At 32.4% G+C, this 13,386-nt stretch carries 13 protein-coding genes; 4 read left to right on the plus strand and 9 right to left on the minus strand.

Annotation, left to right across the window (positions count from 1 at the left end):
* Positions 1 to 32: 32 nt before the first annotated feature.
* Together KFE69_04485 and KFE69_04490 are read right to left on the minus strand one after the other, a co-directional pair.
* Entirely contained in the window at positions 33 to 974 is a 942-nt protein-coding gene (locus KFE69_04485) for an SPOR domain-containing protein (GenBank protein UTW43358.1), read from the minus strand.
* 36 nt (positions 975 to 1,010) lie between these two features.
* Positions 1,011 to 2,774 carry an arginine--tRNA ligase gene (locus tag KFE69_04490; GenBank protein UTW43359.1) on the minus strand — a complete coding sequence of 588 codons (1,764 nt, stop codon included), beginning with the start codon at positions 2,772 to 2,774 and terminating at the stop codon, positions 1,011 to 1,013.
* A 191-nt stretch (positions 2,775 to 2,965) separates the two neighbouring features.
* Between KFE69_04490 and thpR the strand changes: the two genes are divergently transcribed.
* From thpR to dxs, 3 genes are all read left to right on the plus strand, one after another.
* Positions 2,966 to 3,511 (plus strand): RNA 2',3'-cyclic phosphodiesterase, encoded by a 546-nt coding sequence (thpR, locus tag KFE69_04495; protein UTW43360.1) that lies wholly within the window; start codon positions 2,966 to 2,968, stop codon positions 3,509 to 3,511.
* Between the two features lie 157 nt (positions 3,512 to 3,668).
* The gene (locus KFE69_04500) at positions 3,669 to 4,202 is read left to right on the plus strand and encodes a hypothetical protein (GenBank protein ID UTW43361.1); all 534 of its coding nucleotides are present in this window, start codon (positions 3,669 to 3,671) and stop codon (positions 4,200 to 4,202) included.
* Between the two features lie 133 nt (positions 4,203 to 4,335).
* Positions 4,336 to 6,216: a 1-deoxy-D-xylulose-5-phosphate synthase gene (dxs, locus tag KFE69_04505; protein ID UTW43362.1), complete on the plus strand. Its 1,881-nt coding sequence runs from the start codon at positions 4,336 to 4,338 to the stop codon at positions 6,214 to 6,216.
* Here the strand turns inward: dxs and KFE69_04510 are convergent.
* From KFE69_04510 to KFE69_04525, 4 genes are all read right to left on the minus strand, one after another.
* Positions 6,167 to 7,051 (minus strand): ABC transporter permease subunit, encoded by an 885-nt coding sequence (locus KFE69_04510; GenBank protein UTW43363.1) that lies wholly within the window; start codon positions 7,049 to 7,051, stop codon positions 6,167 to 6,169. The two genes, dxs and KFE69_04510, sit on opposite strands and share 50 nt — an antisense overlap.
* 11 nt (positions 7,052 to 7,062) lie before the next feature.
* Entirely contained in the window at positions 7,063 to 7,980 is a 918-nt protein-coding gene (locus KFE69_04515; GenBank protein UTW43364.1) for an ABC transporter permease subunit, read from the minus strand.
* Positions 7,977 to 9,092, minus strand: a complete 1,116-nt coding sequence (gene potA, locus KFE69_04520; GenBank protein ID UTW43365.1) for a polyamine ABC transporter ATP-binding protein — start codon at positions 9,090 to 9,092, stop codon at positions 7,977 to 7,979. The genes KFE69_04515 and potA overlap by 4 nt, the downstream gene beginning before the upstream one ends.
* Before the next feature lie 105 nt (positions 9,093 to 9,197).
* Entirely contained in the window at positions 9,198 to 10,673 is a 1,476-nt protein-coding gene (locus KFE69_04525) for an NAD(P)H-hydrate dehydratase (GenBank protein ID UTW43366.1), read from the minus strand.
* A 171-nt stretch (positions 10,674 to 10,844) separates the two neighbouring features.
* Here KFE69_04525 and KFE69_04530 point away from each other — a divergent pair, with 171 nt between their 5' ends.
* Positions 10,845 to 11,558 carry a TIGR00266 family protein gene (locus KFE69_04530; protein ID UTW43367.1) on the plus strand — a complete coding sequence of 238 codons (714 nt, stop codon included), beginning with the start codon at positions 10,845 to 10,847 and terminating at the stop codon, positions 11,556 to 11,558.
* A 12-nt stretch (positions 11,559 to 11,570) separates the two neighbouring features.
* Here the strand turns inward: KFE69_04530 and KFE69_04535 are convergent, their stop codons facing one another.
* The 3 genes from KFE69_04535 to KFE69_04545 all read right to left on the minus strand — a co-directional run bounded on the left by KFE69_04535 (position 11,571) and on the right by KFE69_04545 (position 13,313).
* Positions 11,571 to 11,906, minus strand: coding sequence for a cupin domain-containing protein (locus tag KFE69_04535; protein ID UTW43368.1), 336 nt, complete (start codon positions 11,904 to 11,906; stop codon positions 11,571 to 11,573).
* A gap of 14 nt (positions 11,907 to 11,920) precedes the next feature.
* Entirely contained in the window at positions 11,921 to 12,307 is a 387-nt protein-coding gene (locus KFE69_04540; protein ID UTW43369.1) for a hypothetical protein, read from the minus strand.
* A gap of 73 nt (positions 12,308 to 12,380) precedes the next feature.
* On the minus strand, positions 12,381 to 13,313 hold the full coding sequence (locus tag KFE69_04545; protein ID UTW43370.1) for a hypothetical protein: 933 nt from the start codon (positions 13,311 to 13,313) through the stop codon (positions 12,381 to 12,383).
* Positions 13,314 to 13,386: the final 73 nt, after the last annotated feature.

Raw genomic sequence — 13,386 nt, forward strand, 5'->3', positions numbered from 1 at the left:
GTAAAAATAAATGACTGCAATTATAACGGTTATTAATTAATTGCTTTTTTGCTTGTTTGAACTAGCATACTGCCTTGAATATTATTTGCTTCTAACTTATGTTTAATAACATCACCTTCACGTTTTGACTTAATATTGCCAATAGAAACAACATAATAGCTGCCTTTTTTGGCAACAATAGGCTTTAATCCAATAAGTAATAGTCGAGCTCTCATGCTATTCGCATCATTTTGATTTTTATAAGATGCAACTTGTAAGGCATAAGTATATTCATACTTTTGTTGGATTTTTGGTGTGGCATCCACTTGGACAGTTTGTTTAGTTAAGGTATCATAAAATGTGAATTTTGGTTCAGTATCATTGTTTTGTTGAGAAGTGATCGTAGTTTGAGTAGGCAAATTTGATTGAATATCATTATTTAATTGGCTATTTGTATCTTGTGGCTGAGATTCGTTATTTTTATTGGAGTTAATTGGTATTGTAACTACCGGCGCCGGTTTATTAGGATCTAAACTAGGCGGGTTAAGAAAACTTGCAGGTTTTGGTAGCGTAATTTCTTTTATTTCAGTCGTTTTTTTATGTAACATAACATAAAATAATAAAAGCAGAAGAATAATAGTCATTAGCCCTAATAATATAAAAACAGAAACTGATGTTAGTTGTGATTTTGCTTTTTTAGTTAGATTAAATGAATGCTTACTTTTTAGGTTGTTTTTTTTGTGATTGGCTTTAGTTGTAGACTTTCTTTTAGCTTTTGAAGTTGTCTTTTTACTAGGTTGTGTAGTTAACTTCTTTGTTGTTTTTGTTATTTTTTGAAATTTAGAAGTTATTGTTTTTTTAGTGCTTTTTTGGTTAGATAATGCAGAAAGCTCTTTTGCAGCAGTATTTTTCAATTTATTTGCTGTTTTTAATCTTTTTGGTTTTGCTGTTGGCTGTGCCGTTACAGTATTTTTTGCATAATCTCTTATTACCATGGTCCTTTACCGTGTTTAAATTTCCGTTATTTAAATTTACATTATCTCAGGTGCTTTAATATTTAATAGAGATAATGTATTGTTTATAACCTCTCTTATGCTATCAATCAAGACCAATCTTGCCTGAGTTATTTGTTGACTATCAACAATAAACTTATATTGATTATAGTACATATGAAATAATTGCGCTAAATCACGAAGATAATTTGTTAATAGATGAGGCTCAAGCTTTTCAGAAGCTTTTTCAATTAATTCAGGATATTGTATTAATTTATTAGCTAGATCTGCTTCAATATCAGAGTCAAGAGAACTTAAATTATCTAAGCCGATATTAGATTCATAAGTTTTATTTTGTTCTTTTAACTGTCTGAAAACACTACAAATTCTTGCATGAGCATATTGTACATAATAAACAGGATTTTCATTTGATTTGGATTTTGCAAGATCAAGATCAAAATCAAGGTGTTGATCAGCTTTTCGCATAATATAAAAATATCTAGCGGCATCAGAACCAACTTCTTGGCGTAACTGGCGCAGTGTTACAAAGGAACCGCTGCGAGTTGACATTTGTACTTGTTCGCCGCCTTGATATAAAATAGCAAATTGAATCAATGGTATCTTCACTTTACTTTTATCAAACTCAAATGCTTCTGCTAGGGCCATTATACGTGGAATATAGCCGTGATGATCTGTGCCAAAAAGATAGATAACTTGTTCAAATTTACGATCAAATTTATTTAGCATGTAGGCTGCATCTGATGCAAAATAAGTTCTTTGTCCATTTGCTCTTACTAAAACACGATCTTTATCGTCATCAAAGTTAGTTGATTTAAACCAAATTGCTCCTTCTTTTTCATACAATAAGCCTTTTTTATCAAGAAAATCAATAGCTTTATCAATATCTTGATTTTCTTCTAATGATTTTTCAGAAAACCAATTATCATAATGAACTCCAAAGTCTTCTAAGTCTGCTTTAATATCACCTAAAATTGCATTTAAACTAAACTGATGAATAATATTATAATCATGTTTAAGTAACAGTTTTGCATTAAAAATTAAATCATCAATATGTTTTTCTTTATCACCTGTATTATTTTCAGAGTTAAAATCATCAGAGACATTAGAAAATACTTCAGAAACCGTTTTGACAAACTGATTTTGATATTGATTTTTTAGATCTATTGCAATGTCATTAATATAATCGCCTTTATAACCATTTGAGGGGAAGGAAAAAGATTGCTTATTTGACTGGAGGTATCTAAGCCAAACGCTAGTGGCAAGAATATCCATTTGTCTTCCTGCATCATTGACATAATACTCAGATTCAACATCATAACCTGCAAATTTAAGTAGTGAAGCGATTGCTGAGCCTATTGCAGCACCACGTCCATGACCAACATGTAAAGGGCCTGTTGGATTAGCTGAGGTAAATTCTACATTAATTTTAATATTCTTAGGTTTGCCTTGGCCAAATGACTGCCGTTTGGAAAGAATTGTTTTAACAATTTCGAATTGATAAGCTTGATTTAAATAAAAATTAATAAATCCGGGGCCTGCAATTTCGATTTTTTTGATTAAATTAGACTTAGGAATGTTGTTAACAATAAGATTTGCCAGCTCATTTGGAGATTTTCTAGCAGCTTTAGAGAGTGTTAATGCAAGATTAGTTGCTAGATCACCATGAGATTTTTGTTTTGTTGGTGTAATAATAATATTAGCTTGAGTATCATTTGCTAATACGTCATTTTTAATTAAATTATCGATGCTTTGTTGTAATAGTTCAGTTAATGCTTGTTTCATTGTTAGTACCTGTTTTAAAAAAATCTTCTCATTATAATTTGATACAAATTAAATCATCGTACGTATATTGCTTTATATTGTCCTTTAATCTCAGGTTAAGTCAATATACAGTGGTAAAAGTAATAAAAAATTTATAATAAATTTTCAATAGATTGAAAAAATGAAGTGTTTTATATAAAAAGGTCAGTTTAATGAGAGCTTTTATCGGAATTCCTATTGATAATGAAACAGCAACAAAAATATATCAATATGCAGAGTACTACCAAAAACTATGTGGTAGGCAATTTTTAAAACTATCACAGGTAAAAAATTATCATATTACTTTAAGTTTTTTAGGGGAAATCAATTCATTACAACTGATGCATCTGGAAGATCAATTTAAGATGTTAGATCAATATAATTTAACAGCATTTAATTTAGATTTAGTATCAATTTTACCATTTCCAGTTACAAATCCTAAAGTCATTGCTGTGATGGTTAAACCAAATGAAATTTTAATTAATTTACAGAAAAAATTGTTATCAATTGTTAATTCAGCAGCTATTTTCCAAAAAAGAGGCAAATTTATTCCGCATTTAACCATTGCAAGGGTTAAAGTATCTAAAAACTTAGCAAAACCATATTACCCATTATTAGAAATTCAACAAAAGCTTGATGTAAATAAGATAATATTATATGAAAGTCAATTATTTAAAACAGGTGCGCACTATACTCCAAAACTTTATTATCGTTGGTGAGTTATATATAAACCATATATTTTGTATTACAAGTAGACAAACCTTAAATTGATAATTGCAATATAAATGTTAAATTTTATGCAAAATATTGAATTTTGGGTCATAATTATAATAAAGAGGTGACGTATATAATGATTGTAATTGCTAAGGTAACTAGATGAAGTTAATTTATCAAAATACTGAGATTGGACATTGGTATGATCTAATTTTAATGGCTCAGGAAGATGCAGCTATTCAACTTGAACACGAGTTGGAAGGTTATGTTGTTATGATGTTAATGCGATTTAATCGAACTAAGTCACTTTCCGATGCAGTATTAGCTTTAGAGTTTTTAGAAGCATTAGATGAAAAAAATAATAAAAACCATGATCAAATGCGAGAAGTAGCAGATAAGTGTTTGATTTATTCAGGTCTTTTCCCAGAGAGAACCAAAAGAAAACGGGTTGATGAACATTATTTTATTCAGTTAGGTCAAAGTGCTTATCGTATTTTATGTGATGCAATAAGTCATGGAATGCCATTACTTAGTCGTTTATATGAAAAACTATCTTCTGAATTTATTGCAATTGTTGATGTAATAGGTGCAATGCGTATGAAAAAAACATTACCCATATCTAGAGAAAGTTTTCAAATGGATGAAAAACAGGCAGATATGTTATTAAACTATAGGCAAAATGCGTTTAAAAAATAATGGTTAAGATAACAATGTTTTATAAATATTTTTTTAGCTTAAATTAAGCAACTTATGGGTTTTACTTGAGTATTTGCTAAGATAAGGACATAATAGGCGCAAGTTAATAACCAATGCAAGATTTTGACCAAAAATGTCAGATGAGAAATACCCATTATTAGCAAATATTGAGTCGCCGAGTGATTTGAAAAAACTTTCTCAAGCTCAACTGCCGGAACTTGCTAATGAAATTAGAAGCTACTTGATTGATTCACTAGATATTTGTGGTGGGCATTTTGCATCGAGTTTGGGTGCGCTTGAATTAACGGTTGCATTACATTATGTATTTAATACGCCAAATGATCGTTTAGTTTGGGATGTAGGCCATCAAAGCTATATTCATAAAGTGTTAACAGAAAGAAAAGATAGATTATCAACAATTAAAAAAGACAATGGTTTGGCACCATTTCCTAAACGAGAAGAAAGTGAATACGATAGCTTTGGTGTAGGGCATTCATCAACTTCAATTAGTGCTGCTTTAGGTATGTCTGAAGCTTTTAGGTTAAATCAATCAGCGCAAAAGGCAATTGCTGTTATTGGTGATGGTGCAATGACTGCTGGTATGGCTTTTGAAGCATTAAATCATGCTGGTGGGCTAAGAAGTAATGTGTTGGTTGTATTAAATGATAATGAAATGAGTATCTCTGAAAATGTAGGTGCATTAACACATCATTTAACTAAAGTATTATCCGGTAATTTTTATCATCAGTTTCGTGAGCAAAGTAAAAAAGTATTAACAAAAATTCCTGGTGTATGGGAATTTGCAAAACGTTTTGAAGCACAAACAAAAGGTATGTTACTACCAGGTAATTTGTTTGAAGCATTAGGGTTTTATTATGTTGGACCAATTGATGGTCATAATTTAGCTGAATTAGTCCCTGTATTAGAAACATTAAAAGACCACAAAGGGCCAGTACTTCTGCATGTGATTACCAAAAAAGGTAAGGGTTATGAAAAAGCAGAAGAAGATCCAATTAAGTTTCATCATGTTTCACCTAGTTTTCACTCAGATACGGATATAAAACCTAAAACAAAGAAATTACCAACGTATTCAAATATATTTGGGCAATGGTTGTGTGAGCGTGCAGAAAAAGATAAGCGTTTAGTCGGAATTACGCCAGCAATGCGAGAAGGTTCTGATTTGGTTGCGTTTTCTAAACAATTTCCAGAGCGCTATTTTGATGTGGCAATTGCAGAGCAACATGCTGTAACTCTAGCTGCAGGCTTAGCTTGTGAGGGCTTGAAACCAGTTGTTGCAATTTATTCGACATTTTTACAACGTGCTTATGATCAATTTATTCATGATGTTAGTATTCAAAATTTGGATGTATTATATGCCATTGATCGAAGTGGCCTTGTTGGTGCAGATGGCCCAACGCATGCAGGTAGTTTCGATTTAAGTTTTATGCGCTGTATTCCAAATACAGTGATTATAGCGCCTTCGGATGAAAATGAAATGTACCATATGCTTGAATTTGGTTATGCACATCAAGGACCAGTTGCTGTACGTTATCCAAGAGGCAATGTTACTGGCATAGTAATACAGCCAGAGCTAGATATTGAACTTGGAAAAGCAAAGCTTAGAAGAAAAGGCTTATCTGACTTGGTAATTTTAAGCTTTGGTATTATGTTACCTTTTGCATTAGAGGCAGCTGAAGTATTAAATGCAACCGTTTATGATATGCGTTTTGTTAAACCGTTAGATGAGGAATTACTCAAAGAAGTAGCGGATCGGTTTGATCATATTATTACGATTGAAGAAAATGCAGTTCAAGGTGGTGCCGGGTCTGCAGTAAATGAATATTTAATCGCAAATGATCTTCATCAAACTGTTAAAATTCGTAACTTAGGTCTGCCTGATACTTATCTTTCTCATGGAAACCCAAATAACTTATTAACTTCAGTAGGCTTAAGTGCTGATGGCATTATTGATACGTACCAAGTAATGAAATCGCCTCATCTTTCTTTTTCTTAAGTAATAGTGTATTTTTTCGTTTTTTACGCTCAAATCTAAATGATAAAAAAGTGGCAATGATCACAACAATTGTGACAATGGCAATAATAATTGTTGCTAAAGCATTAATTTCAGGTGTAGGACCTGTTTTAACGGTTGAATAAATATACATAGGTAATGTTGATTGTTCAGGAGATGCAACAAATTCAGTAATAACAAGATCATCTAGTGATAATGTAAAAGCTAAAAGCCAAGCTGCAATTAATGAAGGTATAATTTGTGGTAATGTGATCATAAAAAATGTTTTAAGAGGTCTTGCACCTAGATCCATGGCTGCTTCTTCAGTTGAGCGGTCAATATGCGCAAGGCGGGATTGCATGACAATGGTTACATAAGCGGTACAAAAAGTAATATGTGCTGCAAGGATAGTAAAAAAACCTCGGATATCAAAGCTATTACCAAAAATATTGGCAATAATATGCTGAAGACTAACAAACATTAATAATAATGAAATACCAATGACAACATCAGGCATGACAAGTGGTGTTAATGTTAAACCATAAAATATTGAGCGGCCACGAAATTTATTAAATCGAGTGAGTGTATAAGCTGCCATGGTACCTAAAATTAAAGCGCCAGTAGCTGCACTTACAGCTAATTTTAAACTTCTTAGTGCGCTTGAGATGATATCAGCATCTTGGAATAATACCTTATACCAAACGGTTGAAAACCCACCCCAAACCGTAATCAATGCAGAATCAGTAAATGAAAATATCACTAAAACAACTAATGGTAGGTAAAGAAATATAATACCTAGTAATAAGATAAGATTGGAAAATTTTAATTTTCTTAGCATAAGATTCATCTCTATCTTTCCGTTGAAAATGATGTTTGTTTTTGTTGGATACGCTGTAAAAGAATAATAGGGAAAATAAGTAGAATCAGTAAAACAACAGCAAGTGCTGAGGCAACGCCCCAATTTTGTGCTGTGAAAAATTCTTGCCAGATGACATTACCAACCATAACTGTATTTAGCCCACCTAAAATTTGTGGAATGATGACCTCACCAACAGCTGGGATAAAAACAAGTAGGCTGCCAGCTAATAAGCCTGGTATTGATAGTGGTAAGATAATTTTAAAAAATGTCGTAACGGGTTTAGCACCTAAATCAGCTGCAGCATCTTCTAGTGTTCGATCCATTTTAATTAACGTTGCATAAAGTGGTAGAATAAAAAATGGTAAATATCCGTATAAAAGACCAAGATAAGCTGAAAAATTATTATAAATTAAAGGTAGGCTATTAAATCCAAGCCAATTTAAAAACTGATTAATAATACCGTTATTTTGCAATACCGTAACCCAAGCATAAGCACGTAGAAGAAATGAAGTCCAATAGGGAATAATAATGAGCATTAAAAGAAGTTTACGTGTTGTATTATTGGTCCTAACGATTGCAAGTGTCATAGGATAACCAATTAGAATGCATAATATAGTTGTGATAAAAGCCATTTTTATTGAGTTAAAAACAGCAATAAAAAAGACATTATGCTCAATCATAAATAGATAATTACTAAAATGTAGCATAATGCTAATGGTTTGATCCTTTATCACTAATAATGGTGAAATTGGTGGAATACTATCAGCTGGAATTGAAAAACTGATTCTCAATACAAATAAAAAAGGAATCATTAAAAAGAGAATGAACCATAGGTAGGGAACTAAAATGACAAAACGTCTTTGCCACTGCTGTAGTGCAGTTTGTAGTTTTGTTTTAACTTGGCTCATGAGTAGAGTACCATGATGTTTTCAGGTTCCCATGTTAAGTATACTTGATCTTCCCAGGTTGGATTATCAGCATTACGTTCAACATTAAAATCCATTGATTTAACAATACGACCAGTTTCAGTTCTTACATGGTAAGTAGATAAACCACCCATATAAGCAATATTTTCAACCTTACCTGTTAAGCAGTTAATTGGTTGATTTCGACTATAGTGTTCAGGTGGGTTTTTTGAAATCATAATTTTTTCAGGTCGTATGCCAACCCAAATTTGTTGACTTGCGACACCATCAAGGCCTCGGTTAATTTCAAAGCTACAGCGTGCCTCATCAGAGTGAATAAAGCTTTTAGTTCGACTACTTGAAGCAATATAGCCTTCAAAAATCGCACTTGAGCCAATAAATTGTGCGACCAATCGACTATGAGGAAACTCATAAATTTCATTAGGTGGGGCTACTTGTTCAAGATAGCCTTCTGACATAATACCAAGACGAGTTGACATGGTCATAGCTTCTTCTTGGTCATGAGTAACCATAATAAATGTGCTATCAGTTTGCTCTTGGATATCAACAAGTTCAAACTGCATTTGGCCACGTAAATTTTTATCTAACGCAGATAGTGGCTCATCTAGTAAAATCAGTTTTGGTCGTTTTGCAAGGCAGCGAGCAAGAGCTACACGTTGTCTTTGACCGCCAGATAATTGATGTGATTTACGTTTGGCAAATCTAGTCATTTCTACCAAATTAAGTGCTTCATCTGTGCGTTTTTGAATTTCAGCTGAAGATAATTTATCTTGCTTTAACCCAAAGGCAATATTTTGTTGTACGCTCATATGTGGAAATAGAGCATAGGATTGAAACATCATATTAACAGGGCGGTCATAAGGTGGTACTTTAGTCATATCAATACCATCAAGTAAAATCTTACCTTCTGTTGGTGATTCAAAGCCTGCTAACATCCGTAATAGTGTACTTTTACCTGAACCAGAACTACCTAGTAATGAAAAAAATTCTTTAGGATAAATATCAAGTGAAATGTTATCGCAAGCAAGATGACCGTCATCAAATCGCTTAACAAGGTTGCGTATACTAACAAGTGGTTTGAGGTTCTTTTGCATTTGGCATCAAGTCCCCTTTATCGATGAAATTATCATTTAATCATTAAGTGACGGTATTTTAGTGGAAAATGAAATCTTATACCAGAGAAAATCAAATGCTTTAGATTAAATTTGATTAAAAATTTCTGATGCAAGCATTGGTATTTGACCTGATTTTAATAGTCTATCTGCTTTATTAGCATGGTCCCATACAGCCATTTCACAGGCTAGTTGTATGGGATATTTTTGAGCAAGGTAGCTTATGATGATACCAGTTAGCATATCACCCATACCAGCTGTTGCCATATAAGGGTTACCACATGGGCATAGGCTTGGTAATTGTTTGGGTGATTGAATTAAAGTGCCTTTGCCTTTTAATATACTCGTTGTATTATAAGTTGTAGCTAACTGTTCTATAGCAGAAAAGCGATCACTTTCAATTGCTTGCGTATTGGTCTTTAAAAGTGTGGCAGCCTCACCTACATGGGGTGTAATTACTGTATTTTTAAGATTATTTTTTAAAGATGAAATACTTGCTAAATAATGCAATATGCCAGCATCAAACACTTTGTGTTTTGTTAATTTAGCATTTAAAATAAGTTCAAAAAAATGTTTTGACCATGGCAATTTAGGTGACATACCAGAGCCAATAGCAATTACATCTGCAGCCTTTATATATTCACTAATGTTATCATTAATATCAATACCTTTTACCATCACTTCAGGAATAAAGCTTAAACTTGCTGTAACATGTTCAGAACGTGTTAGTAAAGTTACCTTGCCAGCACCTGATTTTAAAGCAGCAAAGGCATTTAAAATACCAGCACCACCCATACCAGTATCTCCAGCAATAATTAAAACATGCCCAAGCATGCCTTTATGACTATTGGCTAATCTTGGCTTTCTGTTATTTTCAATATAATCATTGGTTAATAAATTAACTGAATGCTTGATTGAATAGTTATTGGTATGCTCAATGCCTAAATCATTAAAGATCAGCTCACCTATATAGTATGAGGCAACCTCACTATAAAGGCCTTGTTTTTTAGATAAAAATTGACAAGTGAGATTAGCTTTAACTGCTATTTCAATTGGTGCGCCGGTATTAGCACATAAGCCAGATGGACAATCTGCGCTAATAGTATAAGCGCTGGACTGATTAATCCAGTCAATCGTTTTCTTAAAATTACCTTGAGGTGGTTTTGACAGGCCAATGCCAAACAATGCATCAATAATGACATCATTTTCATTTAGTTTTAATTGCTTTAGATAGGTTGGGCTAAATGCTTTAAATAGAACACCCAATGCTTTTGCATGATCAAACATTAGTTTTGATAAGCTTGAAAGCTTAGTTAATGGTGAAAGATAAATAACTTCTACATCATAATTAAACTGTTTTAGCAATGTAGCTGCTACGATACCATCACCACCGTTATTACCAGGCCCTATAAAAATAATTATTTTATTTGTATATTTTGGTATAGATTGAAAAAGTGCAAATCCAGCTCGTTGCATCAATAAAGCCATGGTAACTTTTTTATCTTGTGCAATTTTTTTCTCTAATGCATAAACTTCTTTTGTACTGTATAACATTTCAAGCATGATGATGGCCATGTGTTTATTAATTGACTTAGTGCTGATTGTAGAGATAAATAAGTAAAAAATTCAAGCATAGTAAAATTAAAATTTGCCATAATATCCTTTTATTTATTGCTATACTAACTTAGTATTGGTTTTAATATACATTGATTATTTAAAACTAAGTTAAGGTGAATGATAATGGTTGCTGATGTAATTGACTATGAAATTATTGGTCACGATCTTCAAATTGTGGAAGTTGAGCTTGATCCAAATGAAGCTGTTCGTGCTGAAGCAGGTACGATGTTATATATGGATCGTGAAATTGAAATGCAAACCAATACTGGTGGCGGTTTATTCAAAGGCTTTAAGCGTATGTTAACAGGCGCAGGCTTTTTCATTACTAATTTTACAAATACCGGCCATCGTAAGGCAAAAGTTGCTTTTTCAGCACCATTTCCTGGCAAAATTATGCCAATTGATCTAACACAGCATAATGGTCAGTTACTTTGTCAAAAGGATGCTTTTTTATGTGCAGCAGGTGGTATTGATGTAGATATTGCTTTTACTAAAAAACTAGGTTCTGGTTTTTTTGGTAAAGAAGGTTTTATTTTGCAGAAGCTTTCAGGTGATGGTATGGCCTTTGTTCATGGTGGTGGTACGATTGTTAAAAAAGTGTTAACTGAAGGCGATGTATTACGAGTTGATGCAGGATGTTTGGTTGGCTTTGAAACGAGCATTAATTTTGATATTCAATTTGTTGGCGGCTTTAGAAATGCTTTATTTGGAGGTGAAGGTATCTTTTTTGCTCAGATGACCGGTACTGGTGCGGTTTATATCCAAAGCTTACCAATATCAAGATTAGCTGATCGAATGCTTGCATTTGCTAATACGGATTCGAATCGTTAGTAGAAAAATTTTTTATCTTTTTGCATCTAACAAAATAAAAGCCATTAATGCAGTTTTATCCGTTTTATTACTCCAAGCATGTTTACTACCCATATCGATTACACAGTCACCTGGGTTTAGTTCAGTTTCACTATTATCTAAAATAACGTGGACTTTGCCTTGTAAAACAATACCATAAATAAGAGAATTAACTTGATGCATTAGAGGATGTTTATCATTTTTTTGCTCATCAGTTAAGGGTGAGGCATTTAAATGTAATGTATCACCTAAGATACTATCTTCTAATATGTCTGATTGATTGAGGCTGTTTTGTTCAAGAATAACCCTTCTAGCTTTAATTTGTGTCATTTCATTTACCTAAATTATTTCTTATCTATAAAAGGGTTAGGTAGTAGTTTACAGTTAGCGCTGGTTGAAATAAGTTTTTTGCCGTCCTGCTCAACTGAAGTGCTATAAGTAAGAAAATTTGGGTTAAAATAAGTTTTTATGGTTATTTTTTCATTTTTACTAATGTTAACATCCTCTTCTGTATAGATATATTGATTATTTTGAGCATATTTTGCTGGTTTATAGTTAATTTTTGATAAATCGGCATCAACAATTATATTTTTGGTAAATGGCTTTTTACTGTCATCTTTATGGCTTGTTTCAGTACCTGTACAGTTAAAAGTGTATGCATATACATGCGAATAAGATAAAAATAAGCCTATTAGTAAGCTAATTTTAATGATTTTTTTTACTAGGTTCATAATATAGTATCTATTTGTTTTTTAGGTAGTATATAGATTAGTTAGAAGCATCTTATTTGTCAAAAGAACATTCTTATTGTGGTTGCCAATAAGGGCTATAAGGAGGGTAGGTAGGACCATAACCGCTAGTTTCAGTATTATAAAAATCAAGTGGTGGTGCAGAAGGAAGTGGGTTTGATGGTGTATAACTAGATTCTTGATAAACTGGTGGTTCAAAACTAGGTGATTTTTGATAATAATCTCTTTGTTCACTGCAAGGAGCAAGTGGTAATTCTTGAATATCACTGATATCTTCACTTTCTAGTTCATTTTGCTGTGGGTTAATTTTAATTTGAAGTGCTTCACAGGCAGCAATTGCATTAATAATATAATTATCTAAATGACTTTGAAAAAATGTGCCAGTCCCACCAGGCAGGCGACTACCCGAAATATGTGGGTAATGGGAACTAGCAAACTCTTTTTTTGCATGTAAGATAGTATTCTTTCTTAAGAGTGATATTAAGTTTTCAATTAGCTTTTCCAATAATTCATGATGGTTTAACCCTTCAGTTAAATAAATATCTTTTAGTGAAGTATATATTTGGTCAATTGATCGATACATATCAAGGGCAATGGCAATTCTTTCTGAGGTTAATTTATCATCTCTAAACCATGACTCTATTTTAAAAGCTTGATTTTCATCTATCCAAAAACCATATTGATCTTTATGAAAACCTTCATCAAGCTCGTTTGCTTCTTTTAAGCCATGTGAATAAATAAGTGTTTTAAGCATCTGATGTGTGATTGCACCACCGCTAAGCTCAGTTTGAGTTTCATGATTAAAATTAATAATCTCTCCTCGGCTATTTAGATATGCTAATAGGTTATTTTTTATGTTTTTTAAAAGCTTAAATAACATTTGGTCATATTCTAGTTGTTTTAAATTATCGTTATAAATATCATTTGCCTCAATTTGTATCCATTGAGATTCATCTAAAGCAGTTGACTCTTTTTCCTTCTTAGGCATTTGTCTATCTCCTTGACACTAATATATGGCCGTAATAGTAATTATATAGGTAGTTGTAATTAAATGATTGGTT

This window comes from bacterium SCSIO 12844, assembly GCA_024397935.1.
In the GTDB taxonomy this organism is placed as follows: Bacteria; Pseudomonadota; Gammaproteobacteria; order Francisellales; family Francisellaceae; genus M0027.

What these genes read in the sequence shown, in the direction of transcription:
- KFE69_04530 (UTW43367.1), top strand. Translation starts at nt 10,845, where the DNA reads ATGATAATGGTTGCTGATGTAATTGACTATGAAATTATTGGTCACGAT.
- dxs (UTW43362.1), top strand. Translation starts at nt 4,336, where the DNA reads ATGTCAGATGAGAAATACCCATTATTAGCAAATATTGAGTCGCCGAGT.
- KFE69_04535 (UTW43368.1), bottom strand. Translation starts at nt 11,906, where the DNA reads ATGACACAAATTAAAGCTAGAAGGGTTATTCTTGAACAAAACAGCCTC.
- KFE69_04485 (UTW43358.1), bottom strand. Translation starts at nt 974, where the DNA reads ATGGTAATAAGAGATTATGCAAAAAATACTGTAACGGCACAGCCAACA.
- KFE69_04515 (UTW43364.1), bottom strand. Translation starts at nt 7,980, where the DNA reads ATGAGCCAAGTTAAAACAAAACTACAAACTGCACTACAGCAGTGGCAA.
- KFE69_04540 (UTW43369.1), bottom strand. Translation starts at nt 12,307, where the DNA reads ATGAACCTAGTAAAAAAAATCATTAAAATTAGCTTACTAATAGGCTTA.
- KFE69_04525 (UTW43366.1), bottom strand. Translation starts at nt 10,673, where the DNA reads ATGCTTGAAATGTTATACAGTACAAAAGAAGTTTATGCATTAGAGAAA.
- potA (UTW43365.1), bottom strand. Translation starts at nt 9,092, where the DNA reads ATGCAAAAGAACCTCAAACCACTTGTTAGTATACGCAACCTTGTTAAG.
- KFE69_04500 (UTW43361.1), top strand. Translation starts at nt 3,669, where the DNA reads ATGAAGTTAATTTATCAAAATACTGAGATTGGACATTGGTATGATCTA.
- KFE69_04490 (UTW43359.1), bottom strand. Translation starts at nt 2,774, where the DNA reads ATGAAACAAGCATTAACTGAACTATTACAACAAAGCATCGATAATTTA.
- KFE69_04510 (UTW43363.1), bottom strand. Translation starts at nt 7,051, where the DNA reads ATGCTAAGAAAATTAAAATTTTCCAATCTTATCTTATTACTAGGTATT.
- KFE69_04545 (UTW43370.1), bottom strand. Translation starts at nt 13,313, where the DNA reads ATGCCTAAGAAGGAAAAAGAGTCAACTGCTTTAGATGAATCTCAATGG.
- thpR (UTW43360.1), top strand. Translation starts at nt 2,966, where the DNA reads ATGAGAGCTTTTATCGGAATTCCTATTGATAATGAAACAGCAACAAAA.